Source organism: Brevibacterium siliguriense (assembly GCF_900105315.1).
Classification (GTDB): domain Bacteria; phylum Actinomycetota; class Actinomycetes; order Actinomycetales; family Brevibacteriaceae; genus Brevibacterium; species Brevibacterium siliguriense.
Genome location: NZ_LT629766.1, coordinates 759219 through 779591, shown reverse-complemented (window position 1 = coordinate 779591; position 20373 = coordinate 759219). Strand labels below are relative to the sequence as shown.

Here is a 20373-nt window from a genome sequence, read left to right as displayed (position 1 = left end):
AATGACCACGGCAGGCAGCACAGTTCTCAGCCCAACTCCTCTCGGCAGTCCCCATTCGACATCGCTCCGTCGCACAGTCCGCACCTTCACGGCGATCCTCCTTGCGGCAGTCATGGCTTTCACTGTCACAGCATGCGGTCCCGATCGCGGCCTCAAAGTCTCGCCCGAGGGCAACCCCTCCCCTTCCCTCTTCGCCCCCAATACCGAGGCCGCCGGGGAGCCGAACGAACCGTTCTCCCTCGACGAGGTCCGCAAGGCCATCGAATCGTCGTCGGGATACGCCGTCACCGGCAGCGGCACGGAGGCGGCCAAGGTCGTCGCCGACTGCAAGGACTGCCTGAAGTTCTCGTCGCCGTTCCTCAGCGGCAAACAGAAGTTCCAACTCGTCACGGTGGCCAACCCCGAGCAGCGAGATGAGACCATCGCCGGCGCGGTCATCAGCGAACACAACGGCGAGCCCCGACTCGAGCTCATCGCCACCGGCAATCAGCTCAAGGTCGATCCCGGCAGAAATGGGACACTGGTGGTGCAGGAGGCTATGTTCGCCGACGGGGACAAAGCATGCTGCCCCTCCGGCTGGTCGGTGCAGGTGTATCGCATGCACGACGGTAGGTTTGAACCAGGTCAACGCTTCACGCGGCTTAATGGAGAAACGTAATGCATATAGTTCTGGTCGAGGATGACGAGGTCATCCGCGAAACGACGCAGATCGGACTCGAACGCTTCGATTACACGGTCTCGGCATTCGCCGACGGCCGCGAGGGGTACGAGTTCGTCTCCGCCAACGGCGCCGACGTCCTGCTGTTGGATCTCATGCTGCCGACGATGAACGGCGCCTCCATCTGCCGTGCCGTGCGCGAGCGTTCGACGATCCCGATCATCATCATCTCCGCTCGCTCCGATGCCATCGACATCGTCCAGGCCCTCGAGGCCGGAGCCGACGACTACCTCACCAAGCCCTTCGACATGCAGGTGCTCAACGCCCGCATCCGCGCGGTCGTCCGCAGATTCATCACCACCGGCACCGACAGGTTCGGCTACTCGCCCGCCCCCGAGGCGGATGAGCACCACGAAACCGTGATCGGTCCCGGCGGCATGGTCACCGGCGACGGCATCCCCGAAGTCCTCGGCGCCAGCCCCGGAATGGACACTCGGGATCGACTGCGAGCGCAGCTCGAATCCGATGACACCTACCTCGGTGCCGGGGGGAAGTTCACCACCGCCCCCGAGGCGGACGACGACGAAGAGGCCATCGGCGGGGTTCCGCCCCGCCCGAGCGGATCCCCCACGGTGGCCGCGGAGACGTCCGGCTCCGACAGCGGGCTGGGTCCGTTCCGCACACGACTGGGGTCCCTCGTCCTCGACACCGGACGCCTGACCGTCGAGGTCGACGGGGAGGAAGTCCACCTCACGCCGACCGAGCTGCGTGTCCTCCTGCTGCTGACCGAGCAGCCTGAGCACGTGTATTCGCGGGAGAAGATCGCGTTCACAGTCTGGGGTTACGAATGGGCCGGTGACTCCCGCGTCGTCGACGTCCACATCCAGCGCCTGCGGAAGAAGATCGGGGCGAACATGATCGAAACCGTTCGCGGATTCGGTTACCGTTTCGCAGGCTGATCGCATGTCGCTGCGCTGGAAGATCTCTCTGCTCATCGTCGCCTCGGTGATCATCGCCGTCCTGTCGTGTTCGATCGTGCTGCGCCAATCCGCGGCCCGGGCCGAGGACGACCGGATGCGGTCGACGGTGACCGAGCAGCTGACGAATGCGACGGCCATCTTCTCCGAGACCGGGGTACTCACCCTCAACGCCCGCATCGACGATCCGCAGCTGCCCCAGGAGGCGCGCAAGTCCGCCCTCAAAGGGCAGAGCGTGACGATCCGCTCCGAGGTCGACGGTGAGGAGATCGTGTGGGCGGCGGCTCCGATCGAGGTCGGCTCGCACACCCAGGTGATCTCCGTGCGAGCTTCGACGAAGGACAGCCAGGAGCTCATCGGCCGCATCGATCAAGCGCTGCTGGTCGGAATGATCGGCTCCGCACTCGTCGTCGGCGGTGTCGGATCCATCGTCGCCGGTCGCATCTCCCGCCGGCTGACCCTCGGCGCGCAGGCGGCCCGGAAGATCGCCGCGGGAGACACGACGACGCGCATCGCCGATGTCATCGACGAATCCGACCAGGAGGTGTGGGCCTTCGCCACGGCCGTCGACACCGCGGTCGCCCGACTGACCGAGCGCATCGACTCCGAACAGCGCTTCACCGCCGACCTCGCTCACGAGATGCGCACTCCGCTGACCGGGCTGGTCAATGCCGCGAATCTGCTCGAGGAGGATTCCCGCCCCGCCGAACTCGTCAAGGACCGAGTCGTGCGCATGCAAGTCCTCGTCGAGGATCTCCTCGAGGTATCCCGTCTCGATGCCGGCCGCGCCAATCCCGAGTTCACCCGCGTCGACGTCGATCAGACGATCCGATCCCTGCTGGGCACGATGGAGGCCTCGGGCGCCCTGGCCGGTCACCAGATCGACACTCACTTAGCGGCCCTGAACTCGACGCTGGTCACCGATGTCCGCCGCTTCGAGCGCATCGTGTCGAACCTGCTCGTCAACGCGATCAAGCACGGCGGGGATCCCATCCGTTTGGAGACGAGCACGCGCAGCATCGTCATCTCCGACTCCGGTTCCGGCTATCCGCCGGACATCGTCAACACCGGTCCGACCCGCTTCGTCTCCGCCGGCGGCGGCGGAATGGGCCTCGGTCTCGTCATCGCACAGGGGCAGGCCCGCCTGCTCGGCATCAAGCTGATCTTCAGTAACGATCCCGTTACAGGAGGCGCGCGGACCGAAGTGGTCTTCCCCGACGAAGAGGCCCAGGAACGCGCGCTCCGGCAGTATGTCGAGAGCCGTTCCGAATAAACTCGCCGAGGCGCGGCCTTGCTGCCCGTAAGGCGCTGACCTCGTGCAATGCCAGACATCTGGGGTTCCGCTGAACCCGATCTGAGCGTCGGCTGACCGGCCATGGGTGCGACTCGTCACTTAAATATGACAGGTTCTATATATTCCCGTTACACTTTTGTGATGTTGTATTGAAGTCGTCGAAACCTCGGCGGTCTTCGACGAGTCACACCACACGGAGAGTTATGTCAGAGTCATCATCGGCCACAGAACCGCAGGTGCGTCGACGGGATCTGCACAGGCGCCGCTCATCGTCCCCGTTCTCTCGCGCTCGCACCTCGACGCGCGAGACCGGGACACCGACCGTCCCTGCAGCCGCTGACTCCACAGCCGAGAACCTGTCGCCCAGGCGCTCAGCTATGGCCGCCGAAGCCCGGGCAGCTGAGACGTCCCCGCGTCGGGCCGCGATGGCTCGTGAAGCCGCCGCGGTTCCGCCGACCTTCGGCTCATCGTCTGCCCGCCGGGTCAGCGCAGGAGCCGCCGAGAGCCGCGGGTCCGATGGTGCGCTGCTCAAGTCCGTGCGCAAGCGGAAGCTGCGGACCGTGTCCACCCTGGCGGCCGTCTCCGTGGCCGGTGCCGCCACCGCTGTGACCATGCTGGTCAACAACCTCGGCGGAGGCGCCGAGGTCAAGACCGACCCGACCGCTGCCAGCGAACCCGCTGCCATCAACCCGGAGAAGGTCAACGCCGACATCCCCGAGGCCAAGGGGAAGTCGTCGATGGAAATCGGCGTGCCGAGCGCCAAGCAGAAGAAGGTCGAAGCCGCCTCCCGTGCGGTCGAGAAGAGTGCTCTGCCCGGTTGCGATGAGAAGCAGAACTTCGATCAGTCCGCCGGCAACGGCGAGCTGCCCGATGAGTGGTTGTGCGACCTCGGCAAGGAAGACCACCGACTCCGTGCGGACGCCGCCGTCTCCTTCGCGAAGATGAACGCCGCCTACAAGAAGGACACCGGCAAGGAACTTGAGATCACGGACTCCTACCGTGACATGGCCGGCCAGCTCTCTGTGGCCAGCCGAAAGCCGGGACTGGCCGCCAAGCCGGGAACCTCACTGCACGGTTGGGGAATCGCCCTCGACCTCGGCGGTGGAGTCGCCAACAAGACCGGAGCATGGAACTGGCTCGTCGAGCATGGTGACGAATACGGCTGGGAGAACCCCGACTGGGCCAAGGCGAGCATGTACGAGCCGTGGCACTGGGAATACACCCCTGCTCGGAGCTCGATCCCCGGCAAGTGACCCGCCACCTGAACGCGCGCCCGCGGCGATGCACCCGCATCCGGTTTCGGAGTGAGGTGACCTCACTGTACGAGCGCTTCTCGCTCAGCTGCGTCGGGTGCGCAATGCCCTGCTGTAGCGGCGTCGGTAGATGATCTGAGCGAGCCGGACGAAGGGTTCGCCGAGGCGCCAGATTCCCAACCCTGCCCGTGAGACCGACCTCAGAACGAGGAACACCCGGTCATCGGCGGTGCGGATGAGGATGAATGACTCTTCTCCAGTGATCGGATGTCCCGGCTTCGTTCCGTAGGTGAAACCGCACCGATCTTCCGTTTCGAAGACGTCGATGACGCGTGAGGGCTCAGGCAGTCGAAAGGGACCGAGACGCACTCGAATCGTCGGTTCCTGCCCCTGCCGCACACGAGGCGGTCGACCAGATCTCACTCCGTCCGCGCGAGCGTCGACATCGGCCGTCGACTCCGCTCCAGCCGCTCGACTGACCGCGTCCGCACTTCCGACGAGAATGGCGTCGACGTCCACATCGATGTCGAAGCCGCTGCGGATCTTGACCTCCCAGTGCAGGAGCTCCTCGGCGCAGCGGTCGAACGTCTCCTTCCCGCGGCCGACGAAGTACGCGGATTCGAAATGACGATAGCCGTCGGGACGCTCCAGCCACCTCGGTGAGAGGGGATGTGTCAGCGTCTCGGGACGGTCCTCGGAATAGCCTGCCATGCCTCCAACCTAAAGGAGTCGAACCGTCAACCTCACGGACTCGGATTTTGGGACTCACAGTCCGGACGGCGGGGTGGCGTCGCACGGCCGTACACGTATGATGCCAAGAACGGCGAACATCAATCGAATGTCCGCTCAGCATCTGATTCAGGATCAAAGGAGAACCACGTGCGCACAATCAACGGCATCGACGAGATCGAATCACTCATCGGCCAGGGGCTCGGCTCCTCCGAGTGGATGACGATGGATCAGGACGCCATCAACACCTTCGCCGACGCCACCGGCGACCACCAGTGGATCCACGTCGACGAAGCGCGCGCGGCCGAAGGCCCCTACGGTGCGACGATCGTCCACGGGTTCTTCACCCTCTCCCTCATCCCGAAGTTCTCCACGGAGGTCTTCACCATCGAAGGCGTGTCGATCCGCGTCAACTACGGACTCAACAAGGTCCGCTTCCTCCAGCCCGTCCTCGTCGGCTCCCGACTGCGCGGAATCATCAACGTCAAGGACGTCATCCGCGGCGAGAAGGGCACTCAGGTCATCCTCGAACACACGATCGAGATCGACGGACAGGATCGCCCCGCCTGCGTCGCTGAGGTGGTCACCCTCCTCGTAGAGTGAGGGTGCAACTACCGGCGACATTGAGTCGATAGTGGCGAAAAGTCTGAAATTCACGGTAGTTTCGGACTTTTCGCCACATTCAAAGAGACCCGACTCACAACAGACCCGCTCGGCGGAGGCGGTGTTCGACGATTCGACGGATGTCCGCCCAGTTCGAGCGTTTCGAGACTCTGAGAACGAACCACCCTTCGGCCTCCAACGCGGCGTTTCGCCGATTGTCTTCAGCGAACTGCGCCGGTGAACTGCGATGATGATCGCCTTCGTACTCGATGGCGAATCGGATGTCCGGGTATCCCATGTCCGGATGCAGCACCGAATCGATCAGGCCGCAGTACACGGCCGGATGCACGGACGGCTCGGGAAATCCGGCCGCGATCAACTGCAGGCGAAGGCGCGTCTCCGGGGGCGAGTCCACATCCTCACGGACCAATTCGATCGCTTTCTGTGCAGTCCGTCGTCCGACCAGCCGCGACCGAGCGGCCAGTTCGGCGCGGATCTCAGCAATCGTTGTGAGTGGGCCACAATGCCACCTGCCCACAGCAGCGTCACCGAGCTCGACCAGCTGCTCGGTCGTCAGCACTCCGGCGAGTTCCGCGAATAGTTGGGGCACTGAGATGAGCGGCAGGCCGAAGAAGTCATCTGCCCGTAGCCGGACATACCGGTGCAGGACCGCATCCCGCCGTCGCCGGGAAGCATTCGCCTCGCCGACCGCCACGTGCAGACGCCTATCGGCCGACCCCGGCAACGGCAGCCCGTACAAACGGGCTGCAGTGACATTGCATCCGACTGATCTGGGATCGACCCCGATGCCCGCAGTGAGCCTGACCTGGTCCCGCGCCCAGTCATCGTCTGCCCAGATCGGGGCGATGATGTCGGTTTCGGGTTCCGTGTCTATCCACATTCCATGTGTGATCTGCACATACCGTGAGCTGGTCAGCAGTTTGTAACGGGTCACCCCGCGCGCGGCCGCCTCGGTACGAGAGAAGGGCACAGGCGCCTTCATCAGCATCCGCGGCTTCTCAGTCCAGGGCAGGATGGGCCATTTCCGCGCAGGTTCCCTACCCGTCGGTGCCCGTCCCGATACCAGTCCGGACGTGGCCGCTGTCTTCTGCAGTCGTCCTGAGTCCATGACGAATGATCGTGCCTGTTCGGGCTGCCTCGCGGCCAGTGCAGAAGAAGTGCCTGTGGACAGCGGATATGCGTCCACAGGCACCAGCGCACGAGTGGAGAGCGGTGGCCGAATGGCCTACGGAAAGCGTGACCGACCCACTTCTCGCCGCGGATTTCTACGTCCGGTGCCGGCTCAGGGCCTGAAAAGTCTCACCAATCCCCGCTCCGGCAGAAGATGAGTGTGGCGAAAAGTCTGAATCCGCCAGGAATTTCGGACATTTTGCCACTATCAACAGGGCAGCGCGAGCAGGTGAGTCCACAGCCGCCGCGCGCCAAGTGCCTCGCCCGACCAGGTTCTGCGCTCAGCTGGGGCGGTGGGCGTCGAGCTGCTGGGCGACGCGGATGTAGCCGAGGTGTGAGTATGCCTGCGGGTGGTTGCCCAGGTGCATCTCGGCGACGGGGTCGTACTCCTCGGACAGCAGTCCGGTGGGCCCGAGCAGGTCGTCGACCTGCCGGAACAGGTCCCAGGCGTCGTCAATGCGGCCGACCTTGATGAAGGCTTCGATGAGCCACGTCGTGCAGATGTGGAACCCACCCTCGAGACCGGGCAGCCCGTCATCGTAGCGGTAGCGGAAGACGGTCGGACCGACCCGCAGCTCACGCTCGATCGCGTCGACCGTGGACACGAATCGCGGATCGTCGACCTCGAGCAGCCCCGAGAGCCCGACGAACAGCGCCGCCGCATCAAGGTCCGTCTCTCCGTAGGCGACGGTGAATGCCCCGACCTCCTCGTTAAAGCCGTGGGTGAGGACGTCGTGGGCGATCTCCTCACGCAGCTGCCGCCACGCACCGGGCGGCTCCCGATCAAACCGATCCGCGATCCGCAGCGCCCGATCGACCGTGACCCAGCACATCACCCGCGTGTACACGTTGTGCTTCGGGGCGCGCCTGGCCTCCCAGATCCCGTGATCAGCCTCGAACCAGCGTTTGCCCACGGCCTCGACCATCTGACAGGTGAGCGTCCAATAATCCTCGGGCAGCTCGCCGAGGTGGTCGCTGAGTTCATCGAGGAGCTCCGTGACCGGGCCGAACACGTCCAGTTGGACCTGATGTTCAGCGGCGTTGCCCACCCGCACCGGCCGTGATCCGGCGTATCCGGGCAGGTGGTTGAGCACCGCCTCGGTGGTCAGTGCCGAACCGTCGACGGCGTAGAGCGGGTGGAGCTGCTCGGGAGAGACCGTGCGCTCGAGGATGCCCGAAAGCCAGGTGAGGAATCCTTCGGCCTCGCCGGTGGACCCGAGGGCGAGCAGTGCGCGAACGGTCATCGATCCGTCGCGCAGCCACGTGTACCGGTAGTCCCAGTTGCGGACGCCGCCGATGCCCTCGGGCAGGGAGGTTGTGGGGGCGGCGAGGACTCCGCCGGTGGGCTCGTGGCACAGGGCGCGCAGGGTGATCGCGGAGCGGATGACCTCTTCGCGGTGGTGACCGGGCAGAGTGAGCGAGTCGACCCAGTTCGTCCAGAAGTTCAGGGCGCGTTCGCGCACATGATGCTCTCCGCCGGTGGCCATATATCCGGCGTCGCCCGTGCCTGATCCGCAGGCAAGGACGAGGACGACGGATCCGCCGGGCGCCTGCGAGGGAACGACGGTCGCCTCGGCGGTGTGGGAGTCGCCGTTCTCGACGATGTCGAAATCGATTCCGGGGGCGTGGAGTTCGATCGGCTCCGCGGTGCCGAGCACCGCCACTCCGTCATCGGTCCTGGTCATGCGGGTGGGAACCGTGGCGTAGTCGAGTCTGGGGGCGAAGCGAATACGGGTCGGGGCGTCGCCAGTGAGCACGCGGACGACGATTGTGTCGTCGCTGTGTCCGTCGACAGGAGCGAGGTAGTCGACGCAGCTCAGCCCGGCCCACCGGGTCTCGAGCAAGGTCGAGTTCCCGAGGTAGCGCTGTGTCAGCGGTGCGGCACCGTTGTCGGAGGCGACGGCGAAGAATCCGGCCGCCTCGGAGCCCAGGACCTCGGAGAACATCGACGCCGAGTGCGGCAGCGGGTGAGGCATCCAACAGATGCTGCCGGCGGGGTCGATGAGCGCAGTCGACTGTCCGTTGCCGATGAGGCTGTGCCGCTGAATCGGGGTGGCGCGGCGGCCGAAGAGCCAGGATTTGCGCAGTTCGAACAGGGCACTGAGGACGGTGGAGACCTCGGCAGGTGAGTCCAGTCGGAAGTCGGCGTGCGTGGGCGCGGCTTCGGCACCGACCTTGAGTCCGAGGTCATCGGCGCCGAGCGTCTCGAGCGCGAACTCGTCGGCGGTGTCGTCGCCGATGAAGACGACAGCTTCCGCTCCGGTCTGGCTGCGCAGTCGGGTGAGCGCGTCGGCTTTCGAAGAAGGCACGACGGAAAGGTCGATGACCTGTTTGCCGCGAGTGGGGTGGATCGGGTGGGCGGCGGCGAGCTTCTCGACGGCGGCTTCGATCTCGCTCCGGTCGGTCTCGTCGAATCCGCGCAGGTGCACAGCCGCGCCCGTGGTCTTGTGCTCAATTGCATCGCGCGGCAGGGTGCGGGTGAGGTCGGCTCGGAAATCTGCGAGGACCGCCCGCTGTGTTTCGGTGAGGGTGTCGATGGTGAATGTGTCAGTCTCACCGCCGTGGGACCCGAAGAGGTGGACCTCCCGGGGCAGGCGCGACATCGCCGCGAGGTCGCGCAGGCTGCGACCGGAGATCACCCCCGCCGAGGTGGACGGCAGCAAGGCGAGCGCGCGCAGTGAGTCGACCGAGCTCTCCAAGGGAAAGGCTTGGCTGGGGACGTCGACGATGGGGGCGATCGTCCCGTCGTAGTCGGTCGCCACCAGCAGCGAAGGGGAACGGGAAAGTTCGAAGAGACGCCGGAAGAGATCGGGGTCGAGGGCTCGGCTGGCTTCGGCCAGATCACCCAACAGCTCGGAGGACCTCACCGAGGCGGCGATGGTGGCCAATCGGGATTCGGTTGCGCTCTCGTGCTCGACAGTGCTCATCTCACCTCTGATGTCTCGGTTGGCTCAGATGCCGGTCACGGCTCTTTCTTCACTGGGGTATCACTGTCCGGATCGCCGGGATCCTCGGAATCATCGGCGTCGGCAGCGCGATCGGAATCGGCAGCGGCCTCGGCCGTTTCGACCGAGTCGGCATCGGCCGCTTCTGTGTCAGAGTCGCTGGAGCCGGCGGCATCGGAACGATCGACGGCTTCGGCGGGGTCGGCCGCCTCGACGGGGGTGTCGATCTGCTCGGGCAGGGCACCGAGCTTCGCCAGTTGGCGGCCCTTGCTCAGGCGGGAGTAGCCGCCGATGATGAAGATCACGCCGGCGATGAGGGTCGCGGCACCGGTGAAGCCGAGGATCGACAGCGCCTCCATGCCGTCACCGAAGACGAGGATGATGCCGAGCAGGACGTGGACTCCGGAGGCGATGAGGAAGTCCGAGGCCATGGGCTGGGAGCGCAGCTGTCGGTAGGCCCAGAATTCGAGAGCGCCGTGCAGCAGGGCCCAGATGCTCAGGGCCGCGCGCAGTTCGGCGGGCTGGTCGGCGAGGAAGAGGAAGACGATGGCCGGGATCGCGATGACTGCCTGTCCGAAGATCGCGGTGCGCACGTTCAACGGCGAGCGCACGGCCTGGAAGACCAGGGCCACGGCGAAGAGGATGAGGTAGGCGATGGCGAGGTGGTCGACGACCTCGGTCGGCAGGCTCAGCTGCAGAGGGTTGCTCGAATCGCGGGGCCAGAAGACGGTGACGATGCCGAAGACGACGCCGAGGATTCCGCGTACGACCATGGGCCAGCCGAGTCGACTCGCTGCGGCAATGGCCTGCGGGGCGGCTTCGTTACGCGGGGCTGTGGATTCGGTGCGCGGATCTTCGGTACTCATCACGGCACCAGTCTAGGTCGCCCGCCTGAGTCTGTCCGGTCAGCGTCGGCTCAGGGACGGGTGAGCGGGTGGCGCCACTTTGCATTTCATATATTTACGTAATTACGTATTTTCTGTATTATCGAGATATGGAATCGACACCCTCGGCAGAAGATCGACTCTCCGCTCTCGAACAGCGAGTTGCCGAACTCGAGACTGCGGCCGCAGAATCCTCCGCATCGCAGGAGCCTGGCGCGGCGCAGCAGAAGGCGGACAGAACGTCATCGATCAGCGCGGAATCACCGGCGCCATCCGGTACCCCGGAATCGTCAGTCCCACCCGACGCCCGGAACACAGCCCTGCCGGGCGACGCGGAGACGTTCTGGGCGCTGCACGGACTCGTCGACCACCTCGGCGAGGAGGGCGGAGTGACCTATACCGGGTACACGACCCCCCGGGCGGCAGCGGTCCCGTGGCGTGGCAGATGGGTCTGAGCAGCGCGGGGCTGGCGCAGATCGATTTCGCCGAGGCGGCCGGATCCTTGGCAGCTCTCGGCCACCCGGTCCGCCTGCAGCTGCTCCAGGCGATCTACGAGGGCACGAGCACCGTGGCCGAGCTGGGCAAGGATGAGCGGTTCGGCACGTCCGGCCAGATCTATCACCATGTGCACGCCCTCGTCGGGGCCGGCTGGTTAGAGAGTGCCCGCCGCGGACATTGGCGCGTGCCTGCTCAGCGAGTAGTTCCGCTGCTCACCCTCGTCCTCATCGGCACACACTGACAGAACCTCTCGCCCGTGTGCCACTCGCACACCGCGCAACCTGGCTCCGACCACCACCCATTCCGCCCCTGCTGACCAGGAGGAACGATGACCACCTTCGACAATCACCGCACATCTGTGGCTGCGGGAAGGCCGCCTCGGCGAATGTTGATCGCCGTGATCGCGGCAACCGTCACGGCCGCCGTGCTCGCGGCGATCACCCCGTGGCCGCGCGGATTCCAAGGTGCGCCGACGGGAGATGCCGAGCTCATGACCGAACTCGAGGACGCACTCGGCAGCCAGCATTGGCAGCATGTGGCCGCGGCCCGCATCGATGGCGACGAGGTGACCTTCGCGGGCACCGGAGCCGATGAACACACCGAGTTCGAGATCGGCTCGATCACGAAGACCTTCACGGCCGCTCTCTTCGCCGATGCGATCGACCGGGGCGAGGTGAAAGCGGACACCCGCCTCGGCGAGGTATGGCCGGAGCTGGAGGGAAAGGTCGCCGAGGTGACGCTCCAGTCGATTGCGATGCAGCGGTCGGGGCTGCCAGCCCAGGAACCCGCCCCGAGCTTCAGCGACGGGGTGATGAGCGTCCTGTCGAACTACCTCCACACCGACCCGTACCGCGGTGATGCCGCCGCCATCGTGGCCAGCCTCAGCAAAGTGGAGGTCGGCGATCCCGAACCCGAGTACTCGAACTACGGGTTCGCTGTTCTCGGCCAAGCCCTCGCCGAGGCGGCCGACCGGGACTATTCCGATCTCGTCCGCGACCGCCTCACCGAACCCCTGGGAATGAAGGAGACGTTCGTCCCGGAGTCCGTGGACGGACTGTCCCACGGGTTCACGGCATCGGGGCTGCCTGCCGCACCGTGGACTCTCGGCGGATCCGCGCCAGCCGGGGCGATCCGGTCCACGACGCATGACCTGACGATCTGGCTGCGAGCCGTGAGCGACGGAACCGCGCCGGGCGCCGAGGCGGCCGAACCTCGAACCGACTTCGAAGACGACCGCATCGGCTGGGCGTGGTTCACGACGACGCACGACGGCTCGACCATCACCTGGCACAACGGCGGCACCGGCGGCTATCGGTCGTATCTCGGCTTCGACCCGAAGTCCGGAGACGGCGTCATTGTGCTCAACGACTCCGCCAACGACGTCGATGCGGCCGCGGCGCTCATCGGTGCCGCATCCACGGACGCCCGCTCGATGGAGGGAGAACGCTCATGAGTCCGGACCTCGTCTCGACTGTCTTCGGGGCGCTCCTCGTGGCCTGGGGTGCGTTCACCGCGTGGCGGGCGCCCCGCGCGACGTCCCGGATCGGACTGCTCTCGGGGATGGTCACGGCGGTCGTGTTCGTGCTGCTCATCCGCCTCATCACACCGTTCGGAGGCTGGGAGACCTGGTTCATCTACGTCTGGCTGGTCGGAATGCTCGTCATCGTCGTCTCCGTCTTTCGTACCGCACTCGTGTGGCCGGATCTGCCGTGGCGTTCGGACGATGCGAAGGCGCGCCGGAACGAGGCGAGCGGGCTCGGCTTCTCCGCCCTGCTCGCACTGCTGTGTGCCGGAACCCTGGTCCTGCCCGGATTCTTTCTCTGAGCTCTACTTGCCCTTGACGGTCAGTGTGCCGCCGCTTTCGGTAACCTCGTACTTCGGCAGCGGTTCCTCGGCCGGACCGGACATCACCTCTCCGGTCGTGACCGAGAAGTTCGAGGAATGGCACGGGCAGATGATGGCTTCCTCGGTGATACGAGTGACCTGGCAGCCCTGGTGGGTGCACACCGATGAGAACGCGAAGAACTGGCCTTCCTTCGGCTGAGTGATCACGTAGGTGTCCTCGATGACGGTGCCGGAACCGACGGGAACGTCGGAGGTCGGCAGGCTCGAGTCCTTCGTCGGCTCCGCCTCATCCTCGGACGAACACGCCGAGGTGGCCGCCACGGAGCCGCCGATGACCGCCACCGTTCCGGCCACGCCCGCCGTCTTCATCACACGGCGCCGGGTCGGCTCCGCCGGTGCGTTCGGGTCGGCTTCGGCGGGGCTGTTCTGGGCCGTCATCGGAATCTGCTCCTTCTCGCGGGTGCGCACAATCCGCCATGTGCTCACGCAGGCATGGACTTTTCAGTTCCAGCGTACAATCGCAGTCGGTTCACCGCCTGCAGGCACCTGTCAGGATCAAGTGGCACCGGACCTGTCCTCGGACAATCGGGTCAACGGATACGGTGGACCGCCTCGGCGAGGGACGATTGCGGACAGAGAAAGGGGTGCGGCAGTGGCCGACGAAACGGCGGCAGCACACCGGCGGCGCCCGGAACCGCGGGTCGCGACGGGATGGGGTCTGGCCGCCTCGGTGTACGTGTTCGCCGTCGTCATGATGGGCACCACCCTGCCCACGCCCCTCTATCCGCTCTATGAGGAGCGGTTCGGGTTCGGCACCGCATTCACCACTCAGCTCTTCGCGATCTACGCGGTCGGGGTCATCGGCGCGCTCGTCGTCTTCGGTCGCCTCTCTGACTGGCTGGGGCGTCGGCCGGTGCTCAGCCTCGGGGTGGTCTTCTCGATCGCATCGGCGGTGCTCTTCCTCATCGGCTCCCACATCGGCCTGCTGTTGGCCGGCCGGGTCCTGTCCGGGCTGGCCGCGGGGATCTTCACGTCCACGGCCACCGTCACCGTGCTCGAGAACGCCCCGGCCGGTCGCGAACGGCTCGCCGGGTCCTTGGCGACGGCGGCGAATATGGGCGGGCTGGGACTCGGGATCCTGTCCTCCGGACTGCTCGCTCGCTTCGCTCCCGCTCCCCTGCTCACACCGTTTCTCGTCAACGCGCTCATGCTCGTCATCGCCGGCTTGGCGCTCATCTTCGTGCGGGACCGAATGCGGGGCGGGGCGACGGCTGTGCAGTTGCAGCTGCCGGGGATTCCCGCCTCGGCGAAGCGCATGTTCCTGGCCGCCTCACCTGGGGCGATCACCGGCTTCGCGGTGTGCGGGCTGTATTCGGCGATCGCGCCGAGCTTCATCGGTCAGACCCTGCACGTGACGTCGACCGCGGTCACCGGCACCGTCGTGTTCCTCCTCTTCGGCGCCTCGGCGACTGCGCAGGTGCTGCTGCGCGGGTTCAGCGACCGCCTGCTCATCGTCGGCGGGACCGTGACCATGATCGTGAGCATGGGTGCACTCGTCTTCGCACTCATAGCGGGATCGCTGCCGGTGCTCATCGTCTCCGCAGCGTTGGCAGGGGCCGGGCAGGGGCTCGTGTTCATGACCGGGATGCGCGCGATCACCGCGGTGACCGCGCCCGAGCACCGCACCGAGGCGACCACCTCATACTTCATCCTCGCCTATGTGTTCATGTCGGTGCCGGCGATCGGTGCCGGATTCCTCGCCGCCACGGTGGGACTGGCGAACGCGACCATGATCTTCGCCGTCGCTGTGGCTGTGGTGTGCGTGGCCGGGCTGGTCGGTGCCCGGAGGTTCGCGGCGCGGTAGGGCTGTCGGGTTGGTTCGGACGGTCGTGCCCGCAGTCGGTGCGGCAGTCGGTCCCGCGGTCGCACGGTGCTGAGATTCGAGTCAGTGAGGTGAACTAGGGTGGGTCTCATGACCTCCGCAGCCACGGCCTCCGCCCTCGATGTCCTCCACGATGTCTTCGGCTATGAGGAGTTCCGGGGTCAGCAGGCGGCCATCGTCGACCAGGTTGTCGGCGGTGGGGATGCGGTCGTGCTCATGCCCACCGGCGGCGGCAAATCCCTGTGCTATCAGATCCCGGCCCTGGTCAGGCCCGGTGCCGGGGTGGTCATCTCCCCGCTTATCGCACTCATGGCCGATCAGGTCGCGGCACTGGAGAACCTCGGAGTGCGGGCCGCCTATCTCAACTCGTCCCTCGACTTCGAGACTGCCCAGCAGGTCGAACAGCAGCTGCTCGCCGGAGAGATCGACCTGCTCTACCTCGCGCCCGAGCGTCTCGTCCTGCCGCGGACGATGCGGCTGCTCGAGCAGGCACAGATCTCCCTGTTCGCCATCGACGAAGCCCACTGCGTGTCCCAATGGGGCCATGACTTCCGCAGCGACTATCTGGGGCTCGGCGTGCTGGCCGAACGATTCCCCGATGTCCCGCGCATCGCCCTGACGGCCACGGCCACTCCGGCCACTCACGCCGAACTCACCGAGCGCCTCCACCTCCAAAATGCCGAGCACTTCGTCGCAAGCTTCGACCGCCCCAACATCACCTACCGGATCGAACCGAAGGCGTCGGCCAGGTCGCAGCTGCTGAACTTCATCACCACCGAACACCCCGGGGATTCGGGCATCGTCTACTGTCTGTCCCGGCGCGGGGTGGATCAGCTGGCCGAAGCACTCGTCGCCCGCGGCCTCACGGCCCTGCCGTACCACGCAGGGCTGCCCTCCGAGGTGCGGGCGGAGAATCAGGCGAGGTTCCTCCGGGAGGACGGCATCGTCATGGTCGCCACCATCGCCTTCGGCATGGGCATCGACAAACCCGATGTCCGCTTCGTCGCCCACCTCGATCTGCCCCGCTCGGTCGAGGGCTACTATCAGGAGACCGGTCGCGCCGGCCGTGACGGACTGCCCGCAGACGCGTGGATGGTCTACGGCCTCGGCGATGTCGTCTCCCAACGCCGGCTCATCGAATCCGGCGAAGGCGACCAGGTGTTCAAGCGCCGCCAGATGAGCCACCTCGACTCGATGCTCGCCCTCTGCGAGACCGTCGACTGCCGACGTGTGCAGCTGCTGCGGTACTTCGATGAGGAATCCGCACCGTGCGGCAACTGCGACACCTGCATGACACCCCCGGTGACCTGGGACGCGACCGTGGCCGTGCAGAAGCTGCTGTCGGCAGTCATCCGCCTCGACCGAGAACGCGGGCAGCGTTTCGGTTCGGGCCAAGTCATCGATGTGCTGCGCGGCAATGACAATGACCGGTCCCGGGCCTCGGACCATGAGAGCTTGAGCGTCTGGGGCGTCGGCGACGACCTGTCCGAGAGCCAGTGGAAGACCGTCATCCGGCAGGTGCTCGCTCGCGGCCTCCTCGAATCCCATGGTGATTACGGTGTGCTTGTGGTCGGTGAGAACGCCGGCCCCGTGCTGCGCGGAGAAGAGGAGATCTCACTGCGCGTCGACCCGGTGAAGAAAGCCGGAGGCAAAAAGGCCGGATCAAGTCGCCGAGGCGGCCCTGAAATCGAACTCGACCCCGCCGATGCCTCCCTGTTCGAGGCGCTGCGCGCCTGGCGAGGAGAGCAGGCGAAGGAGCAGGGCGTGCCCGCCTACGTCGTGTTCCCCGATGCCACACTCTATGGCATCGTCGAGGTCAAGCCGACGACGATCAGCAAACTCGGCCAGGTCAGCGGTGTGGGCCTGAAGAAGCTCGACCGCTACGGGGATGCTGTGCTCGAGGTGCTCGCCGCGCACGCAGGCTAGACCGCTTCGGCCCCTCAACCTCCCCATTTGCTACCCTACGGCGGCCCAGCAACCTCGCGCCAGGTTGCTGGGCCGCCGTCACGTAGTTCGGCGTCCCGTCTGGCCCCGGAGCGGCTTCGGGCTGATCAGGCTCAGTTCTGTTCGAAGGCCTCGGGCCCTTGTTCGGCTGCCGCCGGGTCCATCCACATGAACTCGAGGATGTTTCCGTCGAGGTCGGTCATGCTGATGCCGTACATGAACCCGAGATCCTGCGGTTCTTTGTTCTCCCCACCCCCGGCGTCGAGGATCGAGGCGCGCATCGCATCGACCTCGTCGCGGGATTCACGGCTCATCGCAGTCAGCGCCTGAGCCGCGGTGTGCGGGTCGACGATCGGCTTGTCCGTGAAGGTCGCGAGGTAGCCCCTGGTGAGGATCATGAAGAAGATGTCATCGGTCCATTTGATGCACGACGCATTGTCATCAGTGAACTCGGGCACCACCTCGGCGCCGATGGCTTGGTAGAAGGTCTTGGCACGATCGAGGTCGGTGGTCGGAAGGTTGACGAATATCTGGGTCATGACTGCTCCCTTGCAGTGACGGCGACGGATCGGGAGACGCGACACCGGACGGTCCACGACAGCCGGATGGCTGGACGCTGGGAATTCGATTCTTACCGCGCCCAGACCCCCTGTCAACACCCATTGCTACCTGACGGCGGCTGTGCAACCTGGCGCCAGGTAGCTGAGCCGCCGTCGGGTAGTCCTGGGACGTCAGTTGGTCTTCGTGACGGTGACGTCGATCGAGGTCGGGTTGGTGAAGATGTCGAAGACAGGGCAATGAGCGTCCACGGTCTCCTGCAGATTCTGGTAGTCCTCGTTGCTGTCGGGTCCGGCGATGTTGACGCTCACGCGCACGGACGAGAATCCGGGGCGCACGGTCTCATCGGCGCCGAAGAGTCCCCGCACATCCAGGTCGCCTTCAGCGCTGACATCGAGTTCGTCGATGGTCAGTCCGAGGTTCTGGGCGTAGAGGCGGTAGACGACGACCTGGCAGGAGATCAATGCGCCGAGGGCGTACTCGACGGGATTCGGGGCGGCGTCGTCCCCGGCCAGTGGGGTCGGTTCGTCGACAGTGAAGGTGTGGCGGCCGGCGGTGATGACCGAGGATACCGAACCGCGGGCGGTACCCGAGGCCGAGAACGTCAGCTGCCCGTTCTTCTCCGAGGCGGCCAGTCGTTCGCTCCATGCCTCTCCGGCCGTGGTCAGTCGCGTTGCGCGTTCTTCGTCGCTGATGGCGATGGTCGTGTCGAACTCGGTGGTGGCTGCAGTCATGAGGGTGGTCTCCTGATCGAATGGTCGAGCGTGTGGTCGAGATCGTGCGGGTCGGTGCTGATCTCAGACTAGAAACGATCGCCTGGCGGCGTCCTCCCCACCGTCGGCTGCCGTCGTCTGGCGTCATGAGCAGAACACAATTCGTCATCAGCCGACGCACGGTAGCCTGGAAGGCAGACGAACCCACCGGTTCCCTCACCACGCGGAAGGCGACGATGACGACCTCTGACCGAACAGCCACCTCGGCGAACTCAACTGGCTCCCCGAGGTCAATCACCCGCACAGACTGCGAACAACGCGATGCGAACGATCCTCTGCGTGATTGCCGCGAAGAGTTCCTGCTCCCGGAAGGCACGATCTACCTCGACGGGAACTCTCTCGGCCCCCGCACAAAGGGAGCCGCAGAGCGCGCCCAGGAAGTCATCACCGACGAATGGGGCACCGGCCTCATCGGGTCATGGAACACCGCCGACTGGTGGGATCTGCCAGCGGAATTGGGTGAGAAGGTCGCCGGACTCGTCGGCGGCGGGGCCGGGTCGACCGTCGTCACGGACACAACGTCGATCAATCTGTTCAAGGCCGCCTCGGCCGCGCTGAAGAGGCAGGCCGAGGACTCCCCGAACCGACGGGTCATCCTCACCCAGCGGGAGAACTTTCCCTCCGATATCTACATGCTCGAAGGATTGGCCGAGCAGCTCGGTGACGGATACGAAGTCCGCCTCGTCGACGATGAGGAAGTCACCGCAGGGTTCCCGACCACGATGACAGACGAGGTGGCCCTCGTCGTCCTCACCCATGTGAACTACCGGACGGGTCGGCTCTTCGATATGGGCACGACCACCTCGGCGATCCATTCCGGCGGAGCCATGGTCATCTGGGACCTGTGCCATTCGGCCGGTGCTCTGCCCATCGATCTGGCCGGAACCGGTGCGGACATGGCGATTGGCTGCACGTACAAGTTCCTCAACGGCGGTCCCGGTTCTCCCGCATTCATCTGGGTCGCCGAGGCGCTGCAGAACCGATTCAGCCAACCTCTGTCGGGGTGGTGGTCGCATGCGCAGCCCTTCGATATGGCCCCGGACTACCGGCCAGCCAACGGTATCCGCCGATACCTCACCGGAACGCAGGGAATCCTGTCGATGTCAGTGGCGGAGCTCGGCCTCGACATCCACTCGCGGGTGGACATGGAACAGATCCGTGAGAAGTCGCTGGCTCTGTCCGATCTGTTCATCGAGCTCGTCGATGCGCGCCTGTCACATCATCCCGTCGAAGTCGTGACCCCGCGCGAGCACGCGCAGCGCGGTTCGCAGGTCTCGATCACCCACCCTGAGGGATTCGCGGTGATGAGTGCGCTCATCGGCCGCGGCGTCATCGGCGACTACCGTGAGCCGGAGGTGCTGCGGTTCGGACTGACCCCGCTCTACATCGGTTTCGCCGATGTCTGGGACACCGTCGAGGCCCTGCGCCATATCCTCGACAACCGCCTCTGGGACACCCCGGCGCACAAGGTCCGCGGCGCCGTCACCTAACTGCTGCCCGACAGCGGCGCAGCAACCTGGCGCCAGGTATCCGGTCCGCCGTCACCTGCGTTGGGACGTGACCGCTCAGGTGTCCGGAGCCGCCGAGGTTTCGATGACCTCGGCATTGACTCCGAAGTACGGTTCACCCGCCTCATTTCGCGGGCGGCTGGCGACAAGCGTCTTGAGCAGATTGCTGCCCCGCTCCCCAGTGATCGGGTCGAGATCGAGGACAGCACACCTCGCAATCGGATCCCCGATCCGCACACGCAGCGCGCCGGCGTCCGGCACGTTCACCGTCACATCCCGGCCTCGCCAGGTCTCTTCGATGAAGGGTTCGTCCGTGTCGAGGACGAGGGTGGCACGAAAGCGGGCGGCCTCATCAAGCAGCTCATGGTGACCCGACCGATCGGCGAGTTCCCTCATCGAAGCGGTCGTGACTATCGACAGACCAGCACCGTAGATCACGTCTCCACGACGTGCGCGGGCCAGCCGAACCGGCTTTCCCAGCCACGCGGAGGCGAGCGCCGAATGCGGACCGTCAGTGAGTTCGAGGTCGACCGGTCGCTTCCAGTAATAGCAGGTCAGACTCTCACCCGAGCCGACTGGCACCCCAGATGCAGAGCGCCCGTCGGGCAGGGTGATCGTCAGCGTTCCGTCGACGAGTGAGGTGGTCATGCTGATGAGCCGAGGATTCTGCACGGTCTTGAGCACCTGCCGTCGCTCGACATCGATGAAGCAGAACACACGATCGCCGACCGGACCGTGAGCGTCGACGGCTGCTCCCGGTCGGGCCTCATGTCGTGTGCCTTTGACGTGGGCGAACCCGAGCGATGGCACACCGAATTCCCGCGCAGAAGC

The 20373-nt window shown here is 65.6% G+C and carries 20 protein-coding genes; 12 read left to right on the top strand and 8 right to left on the bottom strand.

Annotated elements, in window-relative coordinates; translation table 11 throughout:
* Positions 1-112: 112 nt before the first annotated feature.
* The 4 genes from BLU88_RS03360 (at position 113) to BLU88_RS03345 (ending at position 4182) form a co-directional block, all read left to right on the top strand.
* The gene (locus tag BLU88_RS03360) at positions 113-658 is read left to right on the top strand and encodes a hypothetical protein (RefSeq protein ID WP_092017121.1); all 546 of its coding nucleotides are present in this window, start codon (positions 113-115) and stop codon (positions 656-658) included.
* Entirely contained in the window at positions 658-1617 is a 960-nt protein-coding gene (locus BLU88_RS03355; RefSeq protein ID WP_092009989.1) for a response regulator transcription factor, read from the top strand. Before BLU88_RS03360 ends, BLU88_RS03355 begins: the two co-directional genes overlap by 1 nt.
* Positions 1618-1621: 4 nt before the next feature.
* Positions 1622-2908, top strand: a complete 1287-nt coding sequence (locus BLU88_RS03350; RefSeq protein WP_092009987.1) for a sensor histidine kinase — start codon at positions 1622-1624, stop codon at positions 2906-2908.
* A 224-nt stretch (positions 2909-3132) separates the two neighbouring features.
* The gene (locus BLU88_RS03345; protein WP_092009985.1) at positions 3133-4182 is read left to right on the top strand and encodes a M15 family metallopeptidase; all 1050 of its coding nucleotides are present in this window, start codon (positions 3133-3135) and stop codon (positions 4180-4182) included.
* Between the two features lie 84 nt (positions 4183-4266).
* Here BLU88_RS03345 and BLU88_RS03340 read toward each other — a convergent pair whose 3' ends face one another.
* On the bottom strand, positions 4267-4893 hold the full coding sequence (locus BLU88_RS03340) for a DUF1990 family protein (RefSeq protein ID WP_092009983.1): 627 nt from the start codon (positions 4891-4893) through the stop codon (positions 4267-4269).
* Positions 4894-5061: 168 nt separating this feature from the next.
* On the opposite strand from BLU88_RS03340, the gene BLU88_RS03335 reads away from it, so the two are divergent.
* Positions 5062-5514, top strand: a complete 453-nt coding sequence (locus BLU88_RS03335) for a MaoC family dehydratase (RefSeq protein WP_092009981.1) — start codon at positions 5062-5064, stop codon at positions 5512-5514.
* A gap of 94 nt (positions 5515-5608) precedes the next feature.
* On the opposite strand, the gene BLU88_RS03330 is transcribed toward BLU88_RS03335, so the two are convergent.
* From BLU88_RS03330 to BLU88_RS03320, 3 genes are all read right to left on the bottom strand, one after another.
* The gene (locus tag BLU88_RS03330) at positions 5609-6505 is read right to left on the bottom strand and encodes a hypothetical protein (protein ID WP_157688951.1); all 897 of its coding nucleotides are present in this window, start codon (positions 6503-6505) and stop codon (positions 5609-5611) included.
* Positions 6506-6986: 481 nt separating this feature from the next.
* Positions 6987-9632, bottom strand: a complete 2646-nt coding sequence (gene otsB / locus BLU88_RS03325; protein WP_092009977.1) for a trehalose-phosphatase — start codon at positions 9630-9632, stop codon at positions 6987-6989.
* Positions 9633-9667: 35 nt separating this feature from the next.
* Complete coding sequence (locus BLU88_RS03320; protein ID WP_197678183.1) at positions 9668-10516, bottom strand: HdeD family acid-resistance protein; 849 nt, start codon at positions 10514-10516, stop codon at positions 9668-9670.
* Positions 10517-10644: 128 nt separating this feature from the next.
* On the opposite strand from BLU88_RS03320, the gene BLU88_RS18500 reads away from it, so the two are divergent.
* The 4 genes from BLU88_RS18500 to BLU88_RS03305 all read left to right on the top strand — a co-directional run bounded on the left by BLU88_RS18500 (position 10645) and on the right by BLU88_RS03305 (position 12856).
* Positions 10645-10989 (top strand): hypothetical protein, encoded by a 345-nt coding sequence (locus BLU88_RS18500; RefSeq protein WP_231939567.1) that lies wholly within the window; start codon positions 10645-10647, stop codon positions 10987-10989.
* Positions 10980-11273 carry an ArsR/SmtB family transcription factor gene (locus BLU88_RS18495; RefSeq protein WP_231939566.1) on the top strand — a complete coding sequence of 98 codons (294 nt, stop codon included), beginning with the start codon at positions 10980-10982 and terminating at the stop codon, positions 11271-11273. The genes BLU88_RS18500 and BLU88_RS18495 overlap by 10 nt, the downstream gene beginning before the upstream one ends.
* 87 nt (positions 11274-11360) lie before the next feature.
* Positions 11361-12485, top strand: coding sequence for a serine hydrolase domain-containing protein (locus BLU88_RS03310; RefSeq protein WP_092009975.1), 1125 nt, complete (start codon positions 11361-11363; stop codon positions 12483-12485).
* Positions 12482-12856 carry a hypothetical protein gene (locus BLU88_RS03305; protein ID WP_092009973.1) on the top strand — a complete coding sequence of 125 codons (375 nt, stop codon included), beginning with the start codon at positions 12482-12484 and terminating at the stop codon, positions 12854-12856. Before BLU88_RS03310 ends, BLU88_RS03305 begins: the two co-directional genes overlap by 4 nt.
* Before the next feature lie 3 nt (positions 12857-12859).
* On the opposite strand, the gene BLU88_RS03300 is transcribed toward BLU88_RS03305, so the two are convergent.
* Positions 12860-13315, bottom strand: coding sequence for a Rieske (2Fe-2S) protein (locus tag BLU88_RS03300; protein ID WP_092009971.1), 456 nt, complete (start codon positions 13313-13315; stop codon positions 12860-12862).
* A 214-nt stretch (positions 13316-13529) separates the two neighbouring features.
* Between BLU88_RS03300 and BLU88_RS03295 the strand changes: the two genes are divergently transcribed.
* Positions 13530-14741, top strand: coding sequence for an MFS transporter (locus BLU88_RS03295; protein ID WP_197678182.1), 1212 nt, complete (start codon positions 13530-13532; stop codon positions 14739-14741).
* A gap of 108 nt (positions 14742-14849) precedes the next feature.
* Entirely contained in the window at positions 14850-16685 is a 1836-nt protein-coding gene (recQ, locus tag BLU88_RS03290; protein WP_092017117.1) for a DNA helicase RecQ, read from the top strand.
* 131 nt (positions 16686-16816) lie between these two features.
* Here the strand turns inward: recQ and BLU88_RS03285 are convergent, their stop codons facing one another.
* Both BLU88_RS03285 and BLU88_RS03280 read right to left on the bottom strand, forming a co-directional pair.
* Entirely contained in the window at positions 16817-17242 is a 426-nt protein-coding gene (locus BLU88_RS03285) for a VOC family protein (RefSeq protein WP_092009969.1), read from the bottom strand.
* A 192-nt stretch (positions 17243-17434) separates the two neighbouring features.
* Positions 17435-17995 (bottom strand): OsmC family protein, encoded by a 561-nt coding sequence (locus BLU88_RS03280; RefSeq protein ID WP_092009967.1) that lies wholly within the window; start codon positions 17993-17995, stop codon positions 17435-17437.
* Between the two features lie 125 nt (positions 17996-18120).
* Here BLU88_RS03280 and kynU point away from each other — a divergent pair, with 125 nt between their 5' ends.
* The gene (gene kynU / locus BLU88_RS03275; RefSeq protein ID WP_231939565.1) at positions 18121-19524 is read left to right on the top strand and encodes a kynureninase; all 1404 of its coding nucleotides are present in this window, start codon (positions 18121-18123) and stop codon (positions 19522-19524) included.
* A 75-nt stretch (positions 19525-19599) separates the two neighbouring features.
* Here the strand turns inward: kynU and BLU88_RS03270 are convergent, their stop codons facing one another.
* A complete protein-coding gene (locus tag BLU88_RS03270; RefSeq protein ID WP_231939564.1) occupies positions 19600-20352 on the bottom strand; it encodes an MOSC domain-containing protein in 753 nt (250 codons plus the stop codon).
* Between the last annotated feature and the right edge of the window lie 21 nt (positions 20353-20373).